Genomic DNA, 21,534 nt, shown 5'->3' with positions numbered 1-21,534 from the left:
GGCCCAGGCACCAGGGGTTTCCGGGTCCGGAACCGGGCAATTCGGGAATATTCCGGACCGGTGGCGCGAGGCGTGGCCCCGGGGCGGTCATCACCGCAGCGCGTCCTTGCGCAGGAACCGCTTCAGCCGCTGCCAGGGCCAGGTGTTGATCACGTCCTCGGCGGTCAGCCAGGCCCGTTGGGCGGTGCCGATCCCGTACACCGGGTAGGCCAGTTGCGGGGTGGAGTGGGCGTCGCTGTCGATCGAGAACCGCACCCCGTGCCGTTTCGCCCGCAGCACGTCCTCGTCCCGCAGGTCGAGCCGCTGCGGCGAACTGTTGATCTCGATCGCGGTGCCGGTCCGGGCGGCCGCCTCGAAGACGGCGTCCAGATCGACGTCGATCGGCCCGCGCCGGCCGATCCGCCGCGTGGTGAGATGGCCGATGACGTGCACGTAGGGGTTCTCGCAGGCGCGGATCAGGCGGCGGGTCTGGGCGGCCCGGTCGGCGCCGAAGTGCGAGTGCACCGAGGCCACGCACACATCGAACCCGGCCAGGAACTCGGCGGGCCAGTCCACACCCCCGTCGGGGCCGATGTTCAGCTCCGTGCCGTGCAGCAGGCGCATTCGCCGGTGCCGGCCGGCCAGTTCGCGCAGCCGCTCGCGCTGGGCGAGCATCTTCTCGTCCGTCATCCGCTGCATGACCAGGTCCGGCGCATGGTCGGTGACCGCGTAGTAGGCGTAGCCGCGGGCGGCCGCCGTGTCGATCATCTCCTCCAGGGTGGCCAGGCCGTCGGTGAGATCGGTGTGGGTGTGCAGGTCGCCGCGGAGGTCGCGTTGGGTGACCAGGTCCGGCAGGTCGCCGCGCAGGGCCGCCTCGATCTCGCCGCGGTCCTCGCGCAGCGGCGGTGCGATCCAGGGCAGACCGAGCGCCGCGTACACCTCCTCCTCGGTCGCCGAGACCACCTTCTTCCCGCTCTCGGCGCCGAACAGCCCGTACTCGGAGAGCTTCAGCCCGGCCCGGACGGCCATGGTGCGCAGCTTGATGTTGTGCGCCTTGGAGCCGGTGAAGTACACCAGCGCCGCGCCCCAGTCCTCCTCCGGCACCACCCGGAGGTCGACCTGGAGGCCCTTGGCGGTGCGCACCGAGGTCTTGGTCGGGCCCTGCGCGATCACCTCGGCCACGTACGGGAGTCCGGCGAGCGCGGCCATCAGCGGTGCGGAGTCCTCGGCGGTGGCGAGCACGTCGATGTCGCCGACGGTCTCGCGCATCCGGCGCAGCGAACCCGCGTAGGCGCAGCGGGTGCAGCCCGGCACGGCCGCGATCGCCGCGACGATCTGCTCGGCCTGCTCGGTGGCCGCGTCGAGCAGCGTCCGCCCGCCGGACTGCCGCAGCAGTTCGATGCCGTGCAGAATCTTCTCGCCGCTGCGCGCGCCGAACCCGGGCACCTCGCGCAGCCGTTCGGCGCGGATCGCCTCGGCGAGCTGGTCGACGGAGGCGATGTCGAGGTCGCGGTAGAGGGCGAGCGCGCGTTTGGGACCGACGCTGGGGACGGCCATCACCTCGCGGACGCCGGCCGGGATCATGGCCCGCAGCTTCTCCAGGGACTCCATCCGGCCGGTCGCGAGGTACTCGGCGATCTTTTCGGCGGTGGACTTGCCGACGCCGGGGATCTGCTGGAGCCCCTTGGTGTCCAGCCCGGCGACGTCCTCCGGGAATCCGCCGACCGCGCGGGCGGCCTTCTCGTAGGCGCGGGCCCGGAAGGCGTCCCCGCCGGTGATCGAGATCAGGTCGGCGTACTCCCGGAGCAGCTCCTGGACCTGGTCGTTGAGCCGGGGCACAGGGCCAGTTTAGGGCGGGCGGGGTGATCGGGCCGGGTGGGCCGATCGGTCGGGGAGGTCGGGGGCGCGGGGGTGTTCCGGTGCGCCGGGGCTCTGGTGTTGTCGGGTGCGCTCCGCCGGAGGGTGGGCGCGCCCCGCCGCTCGGGGGGTACGGGTCCAGCCGTTCGGCGGGGTGCGGTGGTTGGTTCGCGCCCTGGAGCCGGATTGTCACCCGTCCGGTGCGGGCGCAGGCTTGGCGGAAGGGCCGGTGAGGCGGCCTGTTCCGGCCCGCCGCGCACCTGACGGTGGCCGCCGGTGAGGCGCGAGGGGTACAGCGATGGCACGCGGGAAGCTCTGGGCCTATGTCGCGTCGGGTGCCCGGGCGCTCGGCGGGTTCGGCGCGTTCGGGGGCTTCGGTGGCGGGTTCGGCGTGGGCGGGGACGGCGTCGGCGAACCCGACGAAGGCCCGGGCCGGTCCCACCCGGGCTCGATGGCCGGGCCGCGGGTGCTGTCCCGGCCCGAACTGGACCGGGTGCACTGGACGGACCGCCCGGAGGGCTGCCCCGCGCAGGCGCACCACGTCCAGGTGGCCGAGCTGGTGCAGCGGGTGCTGCGCGGCGGCGGTCGGGCGGCCCAGGTCGCCAACCGGGTGCCGGTCGGTCTGCCGGTCGTGGTCGCGGACGCCCGTCGACTGGAGTCGGCGCTGGCCGGGCTGGTCGATCACGCGATCCGGCGCAGCCCGCTCGGTGGCAGGGTGCTGGTCAGGGCGGACGCGGTGACCGGACCGGGTGGGCCGGGGCGGTCGGGGCAGGTGGGGTCCTCGACGCGCTCGGGGTATGCGGGGCAGTCGGGGTACTCGGGGCAGGAGAAGGCGCGGGTGGAGATCCGGGTGGTGGACCGCGGTGCCTGCGAACTCCCCGGGGCGCGCCCGTGGTTGATCGAGGGCGGGCGCCCCGGCGGCCCGGTCGGCCTGGCGGTGCAGGGCCTGGTGAGCGCGGCCGGCGCCCGTCTGGAGGCCGAACAGACGCCCGGCGGCGGTCTCACCCTGGTGCTGACCCTCCCGGTGGCCCGCGACTGACCCGTGTGGGCGGGCCGCCCTGTTCGGGTGGCCCTGCTCGGGCCGGCGGCGCGAGGCCGCGGTCCAGTCGCCCGGGGACGGTTCCGTCCCCGGGCTTCGTGCTTTCCTCCTGCCGTTCACCCGGAGCCCGGGCCTGGCGTCGGCCTGTCGTCCGCAGTGCGCGACGGAACCGCCAATACTTCTTCGCAAATAACCCTTTGCGAAGAAGTGTTTGCGGTTCTACGCTGCTGCCATGACCGAAGAACGCCGGTGGCCGCACAGTTCGGACCCGCAGACCGATGTCGTCCTCGATGCCAAGGGCCTGCGGGCCCTGGCCCATCCCGTGCGGGTCCAGCTGATCGGGCTGCTGCGCAGGCACGGCCCGTCCACCGCGACCAGGCTCGCCGAGCGGATGGGGCTGACCTCGGGCGCGACCAGCTATCACCTGCGCCAGCTCGCCGCCGCGGGCTTCGTCGCGGAGGACACCGAGCGCGGCAACGCCCGCGAGCGGTGGTGGAGGTCCGTCCACCAACTCACCTGGTGGACGGACATGGAGCTGGCCGACGAGGAGCCGGAGGCCGCCCTCGGTTACCTGCGGTCGATCGCTGCCGTACACACGCTGACCGCGCAGCGGGCCCTGAACGCGTACGAGACCATGCCTCGCGACTGGCGGCACGCGCTCGATCTCAGCGACTGGGGGCTGCGGCTCACCCCCGAGGAGGCCCACGGGCTGGCGGAGGAGCTGGCGGCCGTCGTCGGGCGCTACCGCAGGGCGGACACCGAGGGGGCCGCTCCGGACGGCACCGAGCGGGTGGCGGTGGTCGTCCAGCTGCTGCCCGATCCCGAGGGCGAGGGCGGGGACGAGGGCGCTTCGGCCGGATCGGGGGAGCGGTCATGACGGCCGTGGACTCGCCGGCTGCCGCACCGCCGCGCAGCGTCCGGCCGCTGGCCGGGGTGCTCGCGGCGACGGCCGTCTCGCTGACCGGCACCCGGGTCTCGGCCATCGCCCTGCCCTGGTTCGTCCTGGCCACCACCGGCAGCGCCACCATGACGGGCCTGGTCGCCTTCGTCGAGATGACGCCGTATGTGCTGGTCAAGGCGTTCACCGGGCCGCTGATCGACCGGCTGGGCCCGCGCGTCGTCTCCTGGACGACGGACGCGGTGAGCGCCGTCGCCGCAGGCCTCGTCCCGCTGCTGCACGGTCTGGGCGTGCTGCCGTTCTGGCTGCTGCTGATCATGGTCGCGGTGGTCGGCGCGGCGCGCGGGCCGGGGGACTTGGCCAAGGAGGTGATGGTCCCCGAGGCGGCCGACCGGGCCCGGGTGCCGCTGGAGCGGGCCACCGGGCTCTCGGGAGTCACCGAACGGCTGGCCTCCACGGTCGGCCCGGCGGTGGGCGGCGGTCTGGTCGCGCTGCTGGGGCCGATGGCCGGTCTGGCGGTCAACGCGGCCGCCTTCGCGCTGGGTTCGCTGGTCATCGCGCTCGCCCTGCCCCGGGGCATGGGGCGGGCGGTGGCCGCCGCGCAGCCGGCGGCGGAGGGCACCAAGGCGCAGGACGAGCGGGAAGCGCTGGGCGAGCCGGGCGAGCAGGCCGGCTACTGGCGGATGTTCCGGGAGGGCTTCACCTTTCTCCGCGGCGAGCCGTTGCTGCTCACCGTCATCGTGATGCTGGCGGTGACCAACCTGCTGGACGCCGGCTTCATGACGGTACTGGTGCCGGTCTGGGCCCGGGAGTCCGGCGGCGGCCCGGCCGCCATCGGCCTGACCGGCAGCGCCTGGGGGATCGCGGCCGTCACCGGAAGCCTGATAGCGGCGGCCGTCGCCCACCGGCTCCCACGCCGGGCGGTGTTCTTCGCGGGCTTCCTGCTCTGCGGGGCGCCGAGGTTCCTGGTTCTCGCGCTGGACGCGCCGATGTGGGCCGTGCTCGCGGTGTTCGCGGTGGGTGGCTTCGGCTCGGGATTCCTCAACCCGATCCTCGGTGCGGTCCTGTTCGAGCGCGTGCCGCGGCGCCTGCTCGGCCGCGTCCGCGCCCTCGGTGACTCCCTGGCCTGGGCCGGGATCCCGCTCGGCGGCCTGCTCGCCGGTTCGGCGGTGGCCTTCGCCGGGCTGATACCCGTGCTGTTCGTGAGCGGAGGCCTGTACTTCGCCACCACCATGCTGGCCGGCCTCCGCCCGGAGTGGCGGGAGATGGACCGTCTCCGCGGCCAGGGGCAGGCGGCGGACGTCCCCGATTCGGCGTCGCCCGAGCGGTCGGCGGTGTCGGCGTAGGGGTGTCAGGAGGTGATCCGGGCCCTGGGGAGGGGCGGGGCCGACCTGCCGACGGGTGGGTCAGAAGCGGGCCGGGCGGCCGGCCCAGTGGAGCAGGACGACACCGACCAGTGCCGCCAGCGCGCACCAGGTCGACACGAAGGCCAGCCGCCACAGTACCGAGCAGAGGACGGCCCCCGCGCCGGTGAGCACGCCGAGGCGGCGCAGCACACTCCGGCCGGGACCAGCACCGGCAGCATGGGCAGCGCGATCGCCGCCCGTGCGGTCCGGGCCCACCCGGCCGGTCCGGCAGGAAGTTCACCGTCCGCGCCGAGCCAGACCGCGGCCTCGACCAGCTGATGCACGCCCAGCACGAGCGGGAGCGCCGCCAGCGGCAGCCGTTCCGGCCGTCCGGCGCGGAGCGCCTCGCCAGGCAGAGCACACCGATGCCCGAGACCGCTCCGCCGGCGACCAGATCCGCCTGCGCGCTCCAGCACATCCGCCGGCCCGCCGGCTACCGGGCAGGTCTGGTGTCGTCGGCGCTCCCGGCCCGGGTCTTCCCGGCCCTGGCGTTCTCGGTTCCGGCGTTCTCGGTTCCGGTGCCGCTGCCGGCCGTCGGCGACTCGGCACCGGCCCGTTCGGCACCGGCCCGCTCGAGGTCGGGCGGCCCGCCGACGTCCTTGGGCGGGTCGCCGACGCTTCCGGGCATCGCCGGGTGGCGTCCGATGACGATCACCCCGACCACGATGGCCAGCAGCCCGGCCGACTCCCAGGCCAGCGCGCCGGGGGTGATCCGCAGGCGGTCGCCGAGAAAACCGACCGCGCAGGCGATCCCGGCGAGCGGCTGGGCCGCCGTCAGCGCGGGCAGTGACATCCGCAGCGGTGCGGCCTCGAAGGCGCTCTGCACCAGCAGCAGTCCGACCACGCCCGCCGCCACCACGGCATACGGCTGCCAGCTGCGCAGGACGGCGTCCAGCCCGTCGTGGTCGAGGCGCTGCGTCGTCGTCCGGGTGAGCGCGTCCTGGAGCCCGTAGAGCAGACCGGCGGCCAGGGCGAGCAGGGTGGCCTCCTCGAACAGCGGCAGCCGACGGGCGAGCGAGACCAGCAGCAGGGTCAGCCCGACCACCGTCCCGACCACCAGCCAGTGCCGCAGCTCCCCGGCCGGCGGACCGCCGCCGGTGGGGCGGCCGGCCAGGATGAAGGCCGTCACCCCGAGGCCGAGCAACAGCACCCCGGCCCAGCCCGAGCGGCCGAGGCTCTGACGGGTCAGCACCCGGGAGAGCGCCATGGCGAACAGCAGGTTGGTCGCGAGCAGGGGTTCGACCAGGGAGACCTCGCCCTGGTTGAGCGCGAGCGCGGAGAGCACCAGACCGCTGACCATGAAGCCGGTGCCAAGCAGCCACTCGGGCATCCGCATCAGGTCGAGCAGCAGGCGCCAGTGCAGCAGATCGGCACGAGGGGCCCGCTGCGCCGCGTGCTGCTGGAGGACGAAGCCGAGGCCCAGGCAGCAGGCGGCGCTCAATGCGAGAAGGAAGACCGCCACGGAGGGACCACCCGAACGTCGCTGATGGCGCCGCCCCGGCGGTCTCTGGGTTCGACGGCGGTCGCGGCGCGCTCTGGCCAGCGTACCGCCGGGGCTGGGCGTCGGCCGGTCCGGCCGCGCTTGCCGCCGTGGGCGTGGCGGGCGCACGCTGGTGTGAGCGGCTTTGTGAGCGGCCGTGTGCTCCGGCATCCGTGCCGGTCCGAGCAGGCGCGACGGGGGCCGGCGCCAGGAGGTGTGGCATGCACAACCAATGGGATGTGGAGCTGAGCTTCGAGGAAGACGGTGTGCACACGGGGTGCGACGCGAGGCTGACCGGGGCGAGAGCGCCGGGCCTCAGCGCCCACGGGGAGTCCGTGAAGAGCGCGGAGGACCGTCCGCTCGCCCGGATCGGCGAGGAGGTCGCGGCGTCCCGCGCCCTGGAGGCGCTCTCCCGCAAGTTGCGGGCCCAGGCGGCCGGGGAGATCGAGGACGAGGGGCACCGGCCCGGTTATCTGATCTACTGACCGCGATGTCCACCGGAGCTACCGGCTGCGGCGTCTACCGGCCGCGACCGGCCGCGACGTCGCCCGCCGATTCGACCGGGGCCGACCGGGGCTGACCGGGACCGCTCGTGGCCGCCGCCCCGCCTGGCGCGGAGGCGGCGGCCCGGCGCGGTTCACCGTCGTGCGGCCGCGTCGCGCGCCTCGTCGAGTGCCACCTCGCCGGCCGCGGCGGCTTCCCCCTGCGGGACGGCCTTCGGGCCCGGCTTCGCGCGCGGCACGAACAGCACCGCGATCACGGCCGCCGCACCCAGCAGCGCGGCGGTCACCACGAACGCCCGGTCGTACCCGGCCGCCAGTGCCGCCGCCGGTGTGTCACCCGACTCGGACGCGTGCCGGGTGGCGGTGACCGCGAGGGTGGAGAGCACCGCGAGGCCGATGCTGCCGCCGCACTGGCGCCCGGCGTTCAGCAGCCCGCTGACCAGCCCGGCCTCGTGCGGGGCGACCCCCGAGGTGCCCATCGAGGTGTTGGTGACCATACAGATCCCGATGCCCACACTGGCCACCAGGGACGGCCCGACGAACGCGGTCAGATAGCCGGACGACTCGTCGAGCCCGCCGAACCAGAGCATCCCGAGGCCGGCCAGCAGCAGGCCGCCGGTGAGGGCGGCCCGGCCGCCGAAGCGGGCGGTGAGCCGGCCGGCGACCATACTGCCCGCCATCGTCCCGGCGCAGAACGGGAGGAACGCCGCGCCCGCCGCCAGCGGGCCGTAGTGCAGCACGTTCTGCAGGTGCAGCGAACAGAAGTAGAAGCCGACCAGCATCGAGGCCCCGATCAGGGTGACGATCACGCTCGCGACCCACGCCGTACGGACCTTGAGCACGCCGAGCCGCACGATCGGCGCGGCGGCGAACCGGGCCTCCCAGGCCACGAAGGCGAGGCCGAGCAGCAGGGCCGCGCCGAGGGTGCCGAGCGTCCGGGCCGAGCCCCAGGGGTGGCGGTCGGTCTCCATCAGCCCGTAGACCAGGACGGTCATCGCGGTGGTGCCGAACGCCGCGCCGACGACGTCCAGCCGGCCGGTGCGCTGCGGGCGGACGGCCGGTATCGACCGCAGCGCCAGCAGGGCGGCCACCAGCACGATGGGCGCGTTGACGAAGAACACCCAGCGCCAGTCGAGCAGGTCGGTCAGCACACCGCCGAGCAGGACGCCCAGTGCGCTGCCGCCGGCGGTCACCATCGACCAGATGCCCAGTGCGCGGGCGCGGGCCGGTCCCTCGGCGAAGGTCACCATGATCAGCGTCAGGCTGATCGGAGCCAGCACCGCGCCGGCGACGCCCTGCCCGGCGCGGGCGGCGATCAGCTGGGCGGGGGTCTGGGCGAGCCCGCCGAGGACGGAGGCGATCCCGAACAGCACCAGCCCGGAGAGCAGCGCGCGGCGGTGCCCGGCGAGGTCGGCGATCCGGCCGCCGAGCAGCAGCAGGCCGCCGAAGGCGAGTGCGTAGGCGTTGACCACCCACGGCAGCGCGCTGTCGGCGAAGCCGAGCGCCTGGCCCATGGCGGGGAGCGCGATGTTCACGATGCTGGCGTCGAGCGTGACCATCAGCTGGCAGACGCAGACGGTCGCGAGGACGATGCCGGGGCGGGAGTGGCCGTGGGTGGGGGAGCTGGGCCCGGCGGGTGCTGTCCTGACGGTGGATGGGGCGGCTTGGGGCATGGCGACCTCCGATGCGAACGTTGTTCGCGTAAGGTAAGCCTTACTTAATGACGTGTGCAAGCGCGCTGCTGGGAGGGGGTGCCGTGGCAGGATGACGGGATGTCTGAGCAGAGCGGTCCGGCCGCATCCGGCGAGTCCGGCGGTTCCGGCGGGACGGGCGGTCCGGGCGAGGCGGCCGACCGGGGCCGGTACGGACGCCGTCGCCCCCGGCCCGGGCTGACGACGGCCGGGGTGGTCGCGGCCGGGCGCCGGGTGATCGAGCGCGACGGGATCGAAGCCCTGACGATGCGTGCCGTGGCGACCGAACTCGGTACCGCGCCGGCCTCGTTGTACCGGCATGTCACCGACCGCGACGCGCTCCTGCTGGCCGTCCTGGAGGAGATCGCCGCAGGCCTGCCGGTGGACGTGCCGGGCGCCGATCCGAAGGCCCGGCTGCTGCGGCGTCTGTGTGACGCCCACGACTACATGGCCGGACACGCCTGGGTGCTGCACATCCTGATCCGGGGCGAACTCGTCGCCGAGAACGCCCTCGACTTCAGCAACGCCTGCCTCGCCGACCTGATGGCCGCCGGCCTCCCGCCCGCCCGGGCCATGCCGGCCTACCGGTCCTGCTGGCACCTCGTCCTCGGCGAGCTGCTTGCCGACCACCCGGTGAGCCCACCCCGCGAACCCAGCCAGCGCCGCACCGTCTTCGCCTCCGTCGACGCCCGGCGGCTGCCGGACCTGGCCCGCGCCCAGGCGGCGGACCCGTACCGCGGGCCGGGCGCGCACTGTGCCGAACTCGCGGTGGCGTTGCGGGCGTTGATCGACGGTCTGGTGGGAGCGGAGGAGTGAGGGGCGTGCCTCCTCGCGCTGAACGGCGCGGTGGGGCCGGCGGGTGAAGGGAAGGCCCGAACGGCCGCAGTGTGTCATCGGGGGTCCGTAGAGTGACGGCATGATGCGCCCGAACCCTGCAACCGCCGGTGACGAACGGACGCTTCGACGGCTGATCGGCGAGGCCGGGCTCGCGCCGTGGGAGCGCGAGCTGGTGGAGGTGGCCGAGCACGGAATCGCCCTGGGGCCGCGCCCCGCCGGCTTCGAGGGGCCGGAGCCGTTCTCCCGCTGCGGCGGCGTGCCGACCGTTCCGCCCGGCTTCAGGTGGCCGTGTACCGGGTCCGGACCGGATGCGCTGCCGGACTGCTTCGTCGCCCAGATCGATCTGGCGGAGGTCTCGCGGGAGGACGTCAACGGGCTGTTGCCGTCCCACGGCCTGCTCTACTTCTTCTTCCTCGGCCATGACGGCTTCGGTGGCCGCGACCCGGTGACCGTCCTCTTCTTCCCGGACGGGGTGGCCGCCGACACCACGCCCTACGATGTGGCCTCCGATCCGGCGTTCGCCGATGCCACCGCCGGCTGGGGCGCCCCGCCGTGGGAGTTCACCGGCCCGCCGGCCCCGCTGTACGCCGTCGGCAAGGCCATGCTGGCGCGGGTCGAGCGGTTCCACGACGAGCCGCTCGTCGACCTCCCCGACGAGGCCGCCGACCGTCTGGCCGCGCTGGGGTCCGCCGCCTTCGACGTCGCGCCGGAGCGCCACGCGTACCTGGTGCTGCTCGGCCCCGACCGGGAGACGGACCAGTACGTGGTGCCGCCGCACGGCCTCGGCCCGGAACGGATCCTGCTCGATGCGGGGCGCCCGGACTTCACCGAATGCCCGCTCTACTACGTCATCCGCGACGAGGACCTCGCCGCCGCCGACTTCAGCCGAATCGAGGCGGTCACCGTCCAGCGGTGACCCGCTCCGGGGCGCGGGCCGTGACGTGCCGGCGGTCCGCACCGCCGGTGACGCTGAAATGCCGGTAACGGGGGCATGCCGCTCAGCCCTTGATGAGCGGATCGTATGGCTCACCCTCCGGCGTGAAGACCAGAGTGAAGTCCTTGCCCGCCTCGGTGGCGACCTCGCGCAGGCGAGCCAGGACTTCGGCCTCAGTGGGGAGGTCGATGCCGAGAGCCGCAGCCGCGCGGTCCCGCCGAACTGTCAGGTCGGGCATGTCCTCCACGTACTCGGCCGCCAGCTCGCGGCTCTCCTCCGCGGTGAACGCCCGGCAGTCGCGCCACCAGGGTGCGACCAGGAGGAGCCGCAGCAGCTCCGGCAAGCCGATCGCGACCAGAGCCGCGCCGCCTTCGGAATCCGCATACAGGACTGGACGTTCCTCGGCACCATCGCCGCAGAAGAAGTACGTGCCCCCGGCTCCATCGCCCGCGAAGCCTTCCAGCGCCGCGCCTGACGCGAGGTGGACCTCCTCGCCGTGGTCCCCCCGGCCGAGGTCGAAGTCGCCCGGCCAGGCCAGGAAGCGGGCAGCCTCGTCGTGTTCGACAATGGCGGTGATCAGCGATTGCATGCGTCGCACCTTAGCGGCCGGCAAGGACAGTCCTGGGCGACCGTGTTCGCCGTGTCCGTCCGGGGGCTGCTGTCGTGCCGGTCAGGGGCGGGCGGCCAGGAAGTCCGTGAGCCGGAGGTTGAGTTCGGCGGGCCGGGCCATCGGGAGGGTGTGGTGCGAGACCCCGGGCAGGACGGTCACCGCGGCCTCGGGGAGGGCGCCCCTGGCCCGGTCGGCCACCCGCAGGGCGTCGTGCGCGCGGCGGTGCTCCGCCGGCAGGACCAGCACCGGTGCGGTGAGCCGTCGCAGGCGGTCGGCGGTCGGCCGGGGGCCGGTGACCACCCGCGAGGCCGGGAAGCCGGCGTGCCCGAGCGCGTACACCTCGCGCCAGTCGGCGTCGAGGCCGTCGCCCCGGCTCTCCCAGTCCAGCTACGAGCGGGCCCGCGCGGCGCTGCGGGGCGGGAGGAAGAGCGGCAGCGCCCGCAGCGGGTAGCCGGGGCGGAAGCCCGCGAAGCACTGGGCCGGGTCGAGCGGCGCCAGCCGGCCGACCCGCGCCGGGGTGTGCAGCGCGTACTCCAGGGCGATCCACGTGCCGTACGAGTGGCCGCAGAGATCGGCCTCGGTGACGCCGGGTCCGTCGAGCACCGCGTCCAGCCAGGCCGGCAGCCCCGGCACCCCGCCGAGCGCGGGACCGTCGTGACGTGCGGGCGAAAGGACGGCAGGGTGGAGGACCGGATGGGCAGTGAGGTGGACAGCCGTGAGGACGAACCGCGGGACCCGGTGCGGCTGGTCCACCTGCTGCGCGGGCTGACCGTCGAACTCGACCTGTTCGGCGCCGAGTTCGCCGGCCGCCACGGTCTGCACCCGACCGATCTGCGGGCGCTGGTCACCCTGCTTGGACGCCGCCCGCGCCGGGCGGGTGGTCACGCCCGGCCGGCGCGGCGGGACGCTGCGGCTGAACTCGGCCGGAATCACCGGGCTGGTGGACCGCCTGGAGCGGCTCGGCCTGATCCGCCGCGAGCGCGATCCGGGGGACCGGCGGAAGGTCCGGCTGGTGGTCGAGGAACGCGCGATGGAGCTCGGGCAGGCGTTCTTCGGGCCGCTGATCGCCGGTCCGGTGGGGGCCATGGGCCGTTTCGACGCGGCCGAACTGGCGACGGCCCGGTGTTTTCTGCCGGCCATGACCGAGGTGGTGGCCGCGGCCCGGGAGGAGTGACGCCACCACGCTCCCGGGCCACGCCCCCGGCGTCTGCGGCTCGTCGGGGTCGCGGTCCGCTACGGCCGCAGCCCGGCGAACTCGTCCAGCACCGCGACCCGCAGTTCGTGCGCGCCGTCCGCGCGGGTCTGCTCGTAGTACAGGTACCAACTGCCCCGGGCCGCGACCACGTCGGCGTAGCGGACGCCCAGCCAGGGACCGTCCTCATCGAGCCGCCGCCAGTCGCGCAGGTCGGTGGAGACGGCGAGGCCGCAGCGCTCCTCGTAGTTGCCGCCCGCGTCGGCGGAGCCGTCGTAGAGCGCGAGCCAGCCGCCCCGGCCGTCCGGCAGGACGGCGGTGATCCGGGACTCGTACGCGTCCCAGCCCGCGCCCACGTCCAGCACCTCCGAACCCCGGCCCGCCGGGGCGGTGAAGCGCAGACCGTCCGGTGAGACGGCGAGCGCGCTCGGCTGGACGGTCAGGCCGGTGGTGTGGATGTCGGCGTCGGCGTGGGCGGCGGCGCGTTCCTCGGGGGAGAACGCCCGGGCCCGGGAGACCGTCGCGAACAGCTGGACGGCGCCGTCGTGTTCGAGCAGGTACGGGTCCTTGACGCCCTCGGTGCCGGTGCCGGCCGCGGTGAGCACCGGCGTGCGGGTGGCGAGGTCGAAGGCGTCCGGGGAGTCGGCCCGGACGACGTCGATGCGCCAGCGGTTGTCGGCCGGGTCGACGTAGCTGAGGTAGAGCAGGTAGGAGCCGTCGCGCCGCAGCAGGGCGAAGCGTTCCATCGAGGGGGAGTCCAGTTCGGCGCGCTCCACCGACCAGAGGTCCCGGAACTCGACGCCGTCGGTGCTCTCGGCCACCGCGCAGCGCCAGCCGCGGTCGCGTCCGCCGCCGGCGCCGCCGTCCAGGCCGCGCGGGCGGCGCTCGCGGTAGGTGAGCAGAAAACGGTCGCGGTCGGCCTCGTAGCGGATGCTCGGGCAGCCGGCCCAGTAGCCGGGATCGGGCCGTTCGGGGGCGCGGACGACGATCGAGCCGCCGAGGTCGGGAGGGGTGGGCAGAGCGGTGGGGAACACGGTGGACCGTCCTTGTCGAGGCGGGTGATGGGCTCCGGCAGTTTCTATCAGATCGATAGAAAGTAGGGGATGGTGCGCCCATCGTCACCGCCAGGCTGTGGCCTGGGCACCTCCCTGTGTGGCCTGCGGGCTTCTGTGAATCCCGTGTTTCACCCTGTGGCGATCGGACAACACCGACCGCTCTGGCCTTGACCACCTCCGGAAGATCGGGAAAGACTTCTTCTCATAGTCAATCAAATGTCGGGCCAGCGACCCTCGCACCGGCACCCCGAAAAGACCGCAGAGGACGACCGACCCGATGACAGCCCCCACCACCGACGCGCCCGGCTACGGCGGTCTCGGCCTGTACGTCGGCGACATCCACAACCACTGCGGCATCAGCTACGGCCACGGGTCCATCGAGGACGCCTACGCCAACGCCCGGCTCCAGCTCGACTTCGCCAGCGTCACCGGCCACGGCTGGTGGCACGACCTGCCCGAACGCACCCCCGAACTGGCCTCCCTGGTGGACTACCACACGGAGGGCTTCGCCCGGCTCGCCCGGCGCTGGGAGCACGTTCAGGAGGTCACCGCCGCCGCCCACCAGGACGGGCGCTTCGTCACCTTCCAGTCCTTCGAGTGGCACAGCCTCGCCTACGGCGACCACTGCGTGTACTTCGACGGCCCGCGCGGCGAGATCATCCGGGCCGGCAGTCTGGAGGAACTGCGCGCCCGGCTGCGCCGGCTCGCCGCCGAGGGCGTCCGGACCTGGGCGATCCCGCACCACATCGGCTACGGCACCGGACGGCGCGGCATCAACTGGTCCACCTACACCGAGGAGTTCGCCCCGGTGGTGGAGATGATGTCGATGCACGGCTGCGCCGAGTCCGACGAGGCGCCGCGCGCCTATCTGCACACCATGGGCCCACGCGACACCACCGGCACCGCCGTGCACGGTCTGCGGCTGGGCCACCGGTTCGGCCTGATCGGTTCCACCGACCACCACAGCGCCTTCCCCGGCAGCCACGGCCACGGACGACTGGCCGTCTGGGCGCCGGAGTTGACCCGCACCGGGATCTGGGACGCGATCCAGCAGCGCCGCACCTACGCCATCACGGGCGACCGCATCCTGCTCGCCACCTCCGTCAACGACACCCCGATGGGCGCCGAGACCGCCCCCGCGGCCCGCCGCCGGATCCGGGCCACCGTGCACGGCCGGGACGCCCTCGACCATGTCGAGGTGCTGCGCAACGGTGTCCCGATCCACCGCGTCAGCCGCCACGAACTCCTGGGCGGCGAGGGCTCGTCCACCGGATTCGACGGCACGCTCGGCTTCGCCGTCGGCTGGGGCAGGCGCGGCGAGCCGGTCCGCTGGGACGTCACCCTGCGCGTCGAGGGCGGTCGACTGCTGGACGTCCAGCCCAGGTTGCGCGGATCCGAGACGGTCGCCCCGGCGGAGGCCGAACCGGCGGACCACCGGCCGTCCGACTGGCAGCGCACCGGGCCCGCCGAGATACGGCTGCGCACCGTGACCGACGGCAACCCCAACACCGCCACCGACAGCACCCAGGGCTTCTCGCTGCGGGTCGCCGGGGACGCCCGCACCCGGCTGGCCGCCGTCGTCAACGGTGTCGACACCTCCTGGTCCGTCGCCGAGCTGCTGGAGGGGCCGCGCAGCGGATTCACCGGCGGGTTCGTCTCCGGCGCCTACCGCTTCGACCGGGCCGTGCCCGCCCGGGAGCTCACCGCCGAACTGGACCTGGTGGACGAACGCCCGGCCGGGGACGCCGACTTCTACCACGTACGGGTCCGGCAGACGAACGACCAGTGGGCCTGGTCGAGCCCGACCTGGGTCGGGCCGGCGACGCGGTCCTGTCGCCGGGCCGGCTGACGCAGCCGTCGGCCGGCCGTACCCCGGTCACCCGTCCGTACGCCCCGAGGAGAACCCGACCCATGTCCCGCCAGCCCCAGCGCCGCCTCGCCGGTGCCGTCCTCACCGCCGCCCTGGCCCTCGGCGTCACCGCCGCACCCGCCTGGACCGCCCACGCCGCCACGGCGGCCGGTGTCCCCTCGGCGGCTGGTGCCGTTACGGCCGCCTCGGTCGTCTTCGCCGACGACTTCGAGTCCGGCACCGTCGCCAACTGGACCCGCCAGCGCATCGACGGCAACGGCTCCATCACCGTCACCGGCGCGCCCGCCGGGGGCACCGGGCAGGCCGCCCGGTTCAGCGTGCCCAACGACGGGCAGTCCTACCGCGCCGAGGTCGCCGTCAACGCCCTCGGCTGGGGCAGCTACCGTTTCGCCCTGGCCGACTACCTGCCCGCCGACTGGGCGCAGACCTCCACCGAGACCATCGTCGCCCAGTGGCACGGCTACCCGCTCGCCGACGGCAGCGACACCAAGCCGCCGATCGCGCTCACCGTCAAGGACGGCAGCTGGCGGCTCAAGGTGCACTGGCTGACCGATCCGACCACCGTCCAGGAAGCCGTGATCCCGCTCGGCACGGTGCAGTTCGGGCACTGGAACCAGTGGGCCTTCGACATCGCCTGGTCCACCGACACCACCCCGGGCGCGATCACCGTCCTGCGCGACGGGGTGCAGGTCGGCGCCTACAACGGTCTCAACAACTACCACCAGAACCAGGCACCGTACTTCAAGACCGGTATCTACCGCGCCAACTGGAACCCGGCCAAGAACATCCCGTACCCGACGGGCGGACCGGACGTGGTGCTCTACAGCGACAGCGTGGTCGTCACCAAGTACTGAACCGGCGCCGGGCGGGATCCGCTCTCCCCGGAGCCCGCCCGGCCTGCCCCGCCGAACCCCAACCACCAAGAGGTAGTAGCACCATGAGCGATGCGGCCCACCGGCACGCCCTGCCCCGAAGAGGATTTCTCGGCCTGAGCGCCGGAGCGGTCCTGCTGGCGGCGGGCTGCCGCTCCGCCACCGATCCCACCGCCGACGGCGCCAAGGGCGCGTCCGCCACGGCCTCCGCGCCCGACCTGCAGATCGTCTACGGCAGTGCCCCCGACCCGACCCAGCTCCTCCACCGCGGGCCCGACACGCCCGCCTTCGTCAATCTGGTGCTGGACCGGCTGGTCGACCTCGACCCGCAGACCCTCCAGCCGGTGCCGTGGCTCGCCACCTCCTGGGAGTGGAGCGCCGACCGGCTCAAGCTGGTGCTGAAGCTGCGCGAGGACGTCACCTTCCACGACGGGCGTGCGCTGAGCGCCGACGACGTGGTGTTCTCCCTGGTCGGCGCCGCCAAGACCTCCCAGGTCAAGCCGCTGCTGGAGCGACTGGCGGACATCCGGGCCAGCGCCGGGAACGAGGTCACCCTCACCCTGGCCAGGCCCACCAGCAACCTCTTCGACGCGCTCGCCTTCAACCCGGTGGTGGACGCGCGGAGTTACGTGGACGGCAAGGCCGCCGACAAGGTGAACGGCACCGGCCCGTTCACCTGGCAGTCCTTCAAGGGTGGCAACCAGCTCGACCTGGCCCGCTACGACCGCTACTGGCAGAGCGGCCGACCCCGGTTCGAACGGATCACCATCCGATCGGTGACGAGCAGTCAGGCCGCCCTGTCCGCACTGCAGTCCGGCCAGGCCCAGCTGATCGGCGCGGTGCCCGGCCGCGACCTCAAGGTGCTGGCGGGCAACCCCGGCTTCACCGTGCAGTCCGCCAAGGCCTCCTACCAGCAGGCCTTCCTCGGCGTGAACATCGCCACCAAGCCCTTCGACGACATCCGGGTCCGCCAGGCGCTCCAGTACGCGGTGGACCGCGAGCGGATCGTCAGCCAGGTCTACGGCGGCAGCGCCGAGGCCAGCAGCCTGCCCTGGCCGTCCAACACGCCCGGCGTCACCCCGGACCAGGTCAAGCGGTACGGGCACGACCCGGAGAAGGCGAGGGGCCTGCTGAAGGAGGCCGGTGCCGAGGGTGCCCGGGTACCGCTCACCGCCGCCAACTCGCCGGTCTTCGCCTCGCTGGTCGAGCTGGTGAAGTTCGACCTGGAGCAGGCCGGCTTCGGGGTCGACGTCCAGCTGCTGGACAACGCGGCGATCCAGCCGAAGATCCAGCAGGGCACGCTGGAGGGCCTGTTCGTGGCCAACCACGGCATGGTGAGCGTCTCGCCGCTGAGCGGTATCACCGTCTCCGGCCCGCTCCAGGTCGGCAAGAACACCTCGCACGTCACCGATCCCGCCTTCGCCGAGTTGCAGAGCCGCGCCTTCGCGGCCGTCGACGAGAAGGCCCGGGCGGACGTCAATCACGAGCTCTCCGAGTACCTGCTCGCCCAGTCGTTCCACATCACGCTCGCGCACGCCTGGGAGACCTACGCCCTGGCCTCCTCGGTGCACGACGTGGCGACCAGCGCCCTGGGCTACCTGCGGCTGACGGACACCCGCCGGGACGGCTGACCGAGCCCGAGCTCCCTCCACCCGCACCCCTCCACCGAACCCCGGAGAACCCCGTGCCGTACTGGACCAGAAAGGCCGCCGGAGCGCTGGCCACGCTCTGGCTCGCCTCGGTGGCCGTCTTCCTGCTGCTGCACCTGGCCCCCGGCGACCCGGTCTCCGCCGCGCTCGGCGCCGAGGCCGACCAGGAGCAGCGCGAGCAGCTCGGCCGCCAGTTGGGAGTGGACCGGCCGTTGCCCGTCCAGTACCTCACCTGGCTGCGCGGACTGCTCACCGGCGACCCGGGACTCTCCTTCCGCTACCGCGAGCCGGTCACCAAGATGATCGGCCAGAGCCTCGGCAGCACCATCCAACTCGCCCTGGCCGCAGGCCTGCTGATGCTCGTCCTCGGGCTGCTGCTGGGAGCCGCGCTGGCCGCCGAGCGGCGCGGCCGGCTGGCCCGGGCCCTCGACCCGGTCACCACCGCCGTGCTGGCGCTGCCGGTGTACGTCACCGCCGTGCTCTTCGTGTTCGTCTTCGCCGTCCTGCTGCGGGTGCTGCCGGCCGGTGGCGAGAAGGACCTGTTCGCCGCGCCGGACCTCGCTGTCCAGTACCTCGCGCTGCCCGCCGTCGCGCTGGCGCTGCCCGGTTCGGTGGTGCTGGCCAGGCTGCTGGCCACCGAGATCCGGCGCACCCGCCAGGAGGAGTTCGTGCTGACCGCGATCGCCAAGGGCGCCCCGCCCCGGCGGATCCTGCTGCGGCATGTGCTGCCCAACAGCCTGGCCCCGTTCTTTGTCGAATTCGGACTGAACCTGGGCGAGTTGCTGGGCGGAGCGGTGGTCGCCGAGCAGTTGTTCGCCCGGCACGGCCTCGGTCAGCTGCTGCTGGACGCGATCAACCAGCGCGACTACCCGGTCGCCCAGACCCTGATCATGCTCGCGGTCGCGGTGGCGGTCACCGTCCAGCTCGGCTCCGAGCTGCTGGTCGGCCGGCTCGACCCGAGGATCGCCCGTGCCGGCACCGGGGAGGCCCGATGACCACCGCCGCACCCGTCCGACGCCGCGCCCGGCCCGTCCTGCCCGCCGCCCTGCGCAGCGGCAAGGGCCGCACCGGGGCGGTGCTGGTGGCCCTGGTGGTGCTGCTCGGCCTGCTGGGCCCGCTGCTGCTCTCCGCCGACCCCTACCGGCAGGGCCCCGACGCGCTCGCCGGACCGTCCTGGGAACACCCGCTCGGCACCGACGAGGTCGGCCGCGACCTCCTGGTCCGGGCCCTGTACGGGGTGCGGATCGAGCTGCTGGTCTGCCTGCTGGCGGTGCCGGTCGCCGCCGTTCTCGGCACCCTGCTCGGGCTGCTCGGCGGGCTCAACCGGCTGCTCGGCGAGGCCGTGCAGCGCCTCTTCGACCTGCTGCTCGGCTTCCACGGTCTGCTGCTCGGCCTGGCGATCGCGCTGATCGTCCGGCCGGGGCTGGGCAGCGTGGTGGCGACGATCGTGCTCAGCGCCCTGCCCTCGTTCGGCCGGCAGGCCAGGGCGGCCCTGCTGGCGCAGCTCTCCCGCGACCACGTGGTGGCCGCCCGGGTGCTCGGCGTGCCGCGCGGGCGGACCCTGCGCCGGTACGTCCTGCCGAACGTCACCGACGCCGCCACCGCGCTGCTGGCCGTCGGGATGGCGCACGCCGCGAAGATCGAGGGCGGGCTGAGCGTGCTCGGCTTCGGCATCCAGCCGCCCACGCCCTCGCTCGGCACGATGATCAACACCGGCAGCAAGTACCTGTTCCTGGAGCCGGGTTACGCCCTCGCGCCGGTCGTCCTGCTCGGCCTGCTGGTGTTCGGGCTGACCCTGCTCGCCGACTCGTTCAACCGGGAGAAACTGCGGTGACCGCGACCGAGACCACCGCCGCCCCGACCGCGGCGCCCGCCGCCCGCGCGCTGCTGGAGGTGGACGGCCTGCGCGTCACGGCGGCCGGCGCCGAGGTGGTCCGGGGGGTGGACTTCACCCTTCGCCCGGGCGAGATCCTCGGCCTGGTGGGGGAGTCGGGCTCCGGCAAGACGCTCACCGCGCTGGCCGTCAACCGGATGCTCCCGCCCGGCTGCGGGACGGTCGGCGGCGCCGTCCGCTTCGACGGCACCGATCTGCTCACACTGCCCGAACCCGGCATGCGCGCCGTTCGCGGACGCCGGATCGGCATGGTCTTCCAGGACCCGCTCGCCTACCTCAACCCGCGGATGCCGATCGGCCGCCAACTGGCCGAAGCCGCCCGGGTGCACGGCGCGGGCCGGGCCGAGGCCCGGGCCCGCGCGCTCGAACTCCTCGACCTGGTCGGCATCCCCGAGCCGGAGCGCCGCTTCCGCGACCGCCCGCACGAGTTCTCCGGCGGGATGCGCCAACGCGTGCTGATCGCCATGGCGATGACCAACCGGCCCGACCTGCTGATCGCCGACGAGCCCACCACCGCCCTCGACCCCACCACCCAGGCGGGCATCCTCGACCTGCTGGTCCGGCTGCGGGACGAGACCGGCACCGCCGTCCTGCTGATCACCCACGACCTCGGGGTGGTCGCCCGGACCTGCGACACCGTCCAGGTGATGTACGCCGGACGGATCGCCGAACGGGCACCCGCCAAGAGGCTGTTGGCGCAGCCCCGGCACCGCTACACCGCAGGTCTGCTGGCCGGGGTGCCCCGCCTGGACGGCCCGCTGGGCCGCCCGCTCACCGTGATCCCCGGCAGCCCGCCCGCCGCCGGGGAGGACCGGCCCGGCTGCGCGTTCGCCCCGCGCTGTGCCGCCGCCACCGAGCGCTGCGCGAACGAGCCTCCGGCCTGGGAGAGTTCGGGCGAACGGGGGTTCGCCTGTCATGTCCCGGCGGCCGGACTGCCGCTGCCCGTGGCGGCCGTGCCGGTCCGGCGCCCGGCGCCACCGGCCGGCGAACCCGTGCTGGTGGCCGACGGCCTCACCGTCCGGTACGGCCGCCGGGCGTTCGGCCGGGGCCCCGGCGCGCCCGCGCTGGACGGGGTGAGCCTGACGGCCGCGCCCGGCCGGGCGGTCGGGGTGATCGGCGAGTCCGGCTCCGGCAAGTCCACCCTGGCCAGGGCGTTGCTCGGGCTGCTCCGGCCACAGGGCGGCACCGTCCGGGTCGGCGGCCGCTCCTGGTCGGAGGTGCCGCCGAGCGAGGAACGGGCGCTGCGGCGCCGGGTGCAGTTCGTCTTCCAGGACCCGTACGCCTCGCTGAGCCCCCGGATGACGATCGGGCAGGTGCTGTCCGAGCCGCTGGTCACCCATGGCCTCGCGGGCGAGGCGGAGTTGCCCGGCCGGGTCGCCGGGCTCTGCGAACTCGTCGGCCTGCCGCCGGGGTTGCTCGACGCCCGGCCGCACCAGCTCTCCGGTGGGCAGCGCCAGCGGGTGGCGATCGCCCGGGCGCTGGCCGTTGGCCCCGAGGTGCTGGTCGCGGACGAACCGACCTCGGCGCTCGACGTCTCCGTCCAGGCGCAGATCCTCAACCTCTTCGCCGATCTGCGGGAACGGACCGGTGTCGGTCTGGTCTTCATCTCGCACGATCTCGCCCTGGTCCGCCACCTCTGTGACGAAGTGCTGGTGATGCGTCACGGCCGGGTGGTCGAACACGCCCCCGCCGACGAGCTGTTCGGCGCGCCCGCGCACCCGTACACCCGGCAGCTGCTCGCCGCCGCCCTGCACTGATCCGACCCGCG

Annotated in this window: 20 protein-coding genes and 2 pseudogenes; 13 read left to right on the top strand and 9 right to left on the bottom strand. The window is 74.0% G+C overall.

What is annotated here, in order from left to right; genetic code table 11:
• Positions 1 to 90 precede the first annotated feature (90 nt).
• Positions 91 to 1,818 carry a DNA polymerase/3'-5' exonuclease PolX gene (polX, locus tag AB0P06_RS20125; protein ID WP_363609086.1) on the bottom strand — a complete coding sequence of 576 codons (1,728 nt, stop codon included), beginning with the start codon at positions 1,816 to 1,818 and terminating at the stop codon, positions 91 to 93.
• Between the two features lie 316 nt (positions 1,819 to 2,134).
• Here polX and AB0P06_RS20120 point away from each other — a divergent pair, with 316 nt between their 5' ends.
• The 3 genes from AB0P06_RS20120 to AB0P06_RS20110 all read left to right on the top strand — a co-directional run bounded on the left by AB0P06_RS20120 (position 2,135) and on the right by AB0P06_RS20110 (position 5,119).
• Positions 2,135 to 2,875, top strand: a complete 741-nt coding sequence (locus AB0P06_RS20120) for a hypothetical protein (protein WP_363609084.1) — start codon at positions 2,135 to 2,137, stop codon at positions 2,873 to 2,875.
• Positions 2,876 to 3,107: 232 nt separating this feature from the next.
• On the top strand, positions 3,108 to 3,752 hold the full coding sequence (locus AB0P06_RS20115) for a helix-turn-helix domain-containing protein (protein WP_363609082.1): 645 nt from the start codon (positions 3,108 to 3,110) through the stop codon (positions 3,750 to 3,752).
• Positions 3,749 to 5,119 (top strand): MFS transporter, encoded by a 1,371-nt coding sequence (locus AB0P06_RS20110; RefSeq protein ID WP_363609080.1) that lies wholly within the window; start codon positions 3,749 to 3,751, stop codon positions 5,117 to 5,119. Before AB0P06_RS20115 ends, AB0P06_RS20110 begins: the two co-directional genes overlap by 4 nt.
• Positions 5,120 to 5,179: 60 nt before the next feature.
• On the opposite strand, the gene AB0P06_RS20105 is transcribed toward AB0P06_RS20110, so the two are convergent.
• From AB0P06_RS20105 to AB0P06_RS20095, 3 genes and pseudogenes are all read right to left on the bottom strand, one after another.
• Complete coding sequence (locus AB0P06_RS20105) at positions 5,180 to 5,329, bottom strand: DUF6629 family protein (RefSeq protein WP_363609078.1); 150 nt, start codon at positions 5,327 to 5,329, stop codon at positions 5,180 to 5,182.
• Positions 5,330 to 5,395: 66 nt separating this feature from the next.
• A pseudogene (locus AB0P06_RS20100) lies at positions 5,396 to 5,463 on the bottom strand (hypothetical protein); the annotation flags it as partial.
• A gap of 149 nt (positions 5,464 to 5,612) precedes the next feature.
• Complete coding sequence (locus AB0P06_RS20095; protein ID WP_363609076.1) at positions 5,613 to 6,641, bottom strand: DMT family transporter; 1,029 nt, start codon at positions 6,639 to 6,641, stop codon at positions 5,613 to 5,615.
• 239 nt (positions 6,642 to 6,880) lie between these two features.
• Between AB0P06_RS20095 and AB0P06_RS20090 the strand changes: the two genes are divergently transcribed.
• Complete coding sequence (locus AB0P06_RS20090) at positions 6,881 to 7,144, top strand: dsRBD fold-containing protein (protein WP_363609074.1); 264 nt, start codon at positions 6,881 to 6,883, stop codon at positions 7,142 to 7,144.
• A 152-nt stretch (positions 7,145 to 7,296) separates the two neighbouring features.
• Here AB0P06_RS20090 and AB0P06_RS20085 read toward each other — a convergent pair whose 3' ends face one another.
• Positions 7,297 to 8,835: an MFS transporter gene (locus tag AB0P06_RS20085; protein ID WP_363609072.1), complete on the bottom strand. Its 1,539-nt coding sequence runs from the start codon at positions 8,833 to 8,835 to the stop codon at positions 7,297 to 7,299.
• Positions 8,836 to 8,934: 99 nt separating this feature from the next.
• Between AB0P06_RS20085 and AB0P06_RS20080 the strand changes: the two genes are divergently transcribed.
• Both AB0P06_RS20080 and AB0P06_RS20075 read left to right on the top strand, forming a co-directional pair.
• Complete coding sequence (locus AB0P06_RS20080) at positions 8,935 to 9,669, top strand: helix-turn-helix domain-containing protein (RefSeq protein WP_363609070.1); 735 nt, start codon at positions 8,935 to 8,937, stop codon at positions 9,667 to 9,669.
• Positions 9,670 to 9,769: 100 nt separating this feature from the next.
• A complete protein-coding gene (locus AB0P06_RS20075; protein WP_363609068.1) occupies positions 9,770 to 10,606 on the top strand; it encodes a DUF1963 domain-containing protein in 837 nt (278 codons plus the stop codon).
• An 82-nt stretch (positions 10,607 to 10,688) separates the two neighbouring features.
• Here AB0P06_RS20075 and AB0P06_RS20070 read toward each other — a convergent pair whose 3' ends face one another.
• The 3 genes from AB0P06_RS20070 to AB0P06_RS20060 form a co-directional block, all read right to left on the bottom strand.
• The gene (locus AB0P06_RS20070) at positions 10,689 to 11,213 is read right to left on the bottom strand and encodes a hypothetical protein (RefSeq protein WP_363609066.1); all 525 of its coding nucleotides are present in this window, start codon (positions 11,211 to 11,213) and stop codon (positions 10,689 to 10,691) included.
• 81 nt (positions 11,214 to 11,294) lie between these two features.
• A complete protein-coding gene (locus AB0P06_RS20065; protein ID WP_363609064.1) occupies positions 11,295 to 11,573 on the bottom strand; it encodes a hypothetical protein in 279 nt (92 codons plus the stop codon).
• A 48-nt stretch (positions 11,574 to 11,621) separates the two neighbouring features.
• Positions 11,622 to 11,867, bottom strand: coding sequence for an alpha/beta hydrolase (locus AB0P06_RS20060; RefSeq protein ID WP_363609062.1), 246 nt, complete (start codon positions 11,865 to 11,867; stop codon positions 11,622 to 11,624).
• 60 nt (positions 11,868 to 11,927) lie between these two features.
• On the opposite strand from AB0P06_RS20060, the pseudogene AB0P06_RS20055 reads away from it, so the two are divergent.
• Positions 11,928 to 12,408, top strand: a pseudogene (locus AB0P06_RS20055) (MarR family transcriptional regulator).
• Between the two features lie 59 nt (positions 12,409 to 12,467).
• On the opposite strand, the gene AB0P06_RS20050 reads toward AB0P06_RS20055, so the two are convergent.
• A complete protein-coding gene (locus AB0P06_RS20050; RefSeq protein ID WP_363609060.1) occupies positions 12,468 to 13,460 on the bottom strand; it encodes a hypothetical protein in 993 nt (330 codons plus the stop codon).
• A 298-nt stretch (positions 13,461 to 13,758) separates the two neighbouring features.
• On the opposite strand from AB0P06_RS20050, the gene AB0P06_RS20045 reads away from it, so the two are divergent.
• The 6 genes from AB0P06_RS20045 (at position 13,759) to AB0P06_RS20020 (ending at position 21,523) form a co-directional block, all read left to right on the top strand.
• Positions 13,759 to 15,330: a DUF3604 domain-containing protein gene (locus AB0P06_RS20045; RefSeq protein ID WP_363609058.1), complete on the top strand. Its 1,572-nt coding sequence runs from the start codon at positions 13,759 to 13,761 to the stop codon at positions 15,328 to 15,330.
• Positions 15,331 to 15,392: 62 nt separating this feature from the next.
• Positions 15,393 to 16,205, top strand: a complete 813-nt coding sequence (locus AB0P06_RS20040; protein ID WP_363609056.1) for a polysaccharide lyase — start codon at positions 15,393 to 15,395, stop codon at positions 16,203 to 16,205.
• A gap of 83 nt (positions 16,206 to 16,288) precedes the next feature.
• Positions 16,289 to 17,854 (top strand): ABC transporter substrate-binding protein, encoded by a 1,566-nt coding sequence (locus tag AB0P06_RS20035; protein WP_363609055.1) that lies wholly within the window; start codon positions 16,289 to 16,291, stop codon positions 17,852 to 17,854.
• Between the two features lie 53 nt (positions 17,855 to 17,907).
• On the top strand, positions 17,908 to 18,867 hold the full coding sequence (locus tag AB0P06_RS20030) for an ABC transporter permease (RefSeq protein WP_363609053.1): 960 nt from the start codon (positions 17,908 to 17,910) through the stop codon (positions 18,865 to 18,867).
• On the top strand, positions 18,864 to 19,706 hold the full coding sequence (locus AB0P06_RS20025) for an ABC transporter permease subunit (RefSeq protein WP_363609051.1): 843 nt from the start codon (positions 18,864 to 18,866) through the stop codon (positions 19,704 to 19,706). The genes AB0P06_RS20030 and AB0P06_RS20025 overlap by 4 nt, the downstream gene beginning before the upstream one ends.
• Positions 19,703 to 21,523, top strand: a complete 1,821-nt coding sequence (locus AB0P06_RS20020) for an ABC transporter ATP-binding protein (RefSeq protein ID WP_363609049.1) — start codon at positions 19,703 to 19,705, stop codon at positions 21,521 to 21,523. The genes AB0P06_RS20025 and AB0P06_RS20020 overlap by 4 nt, the downstream gene beginning before the upstream one ends.
• Positions 21,524 to 21,534 lie beyond the last annotated feature (11 nt).

The organism is Kitasatospora sp. NPDC088351, assembly GCF_040685575.1.
Classification (GTDB): Bacteria; Actinomycetota; Actinomycetes; order Streptomycetales; family Streptomycetaceae; genus Kitasatospora.
Note: the sequence above shows the minus strand (reverse complement) of the source record. Positions and strands in the feature narration are given on the sequence as shown.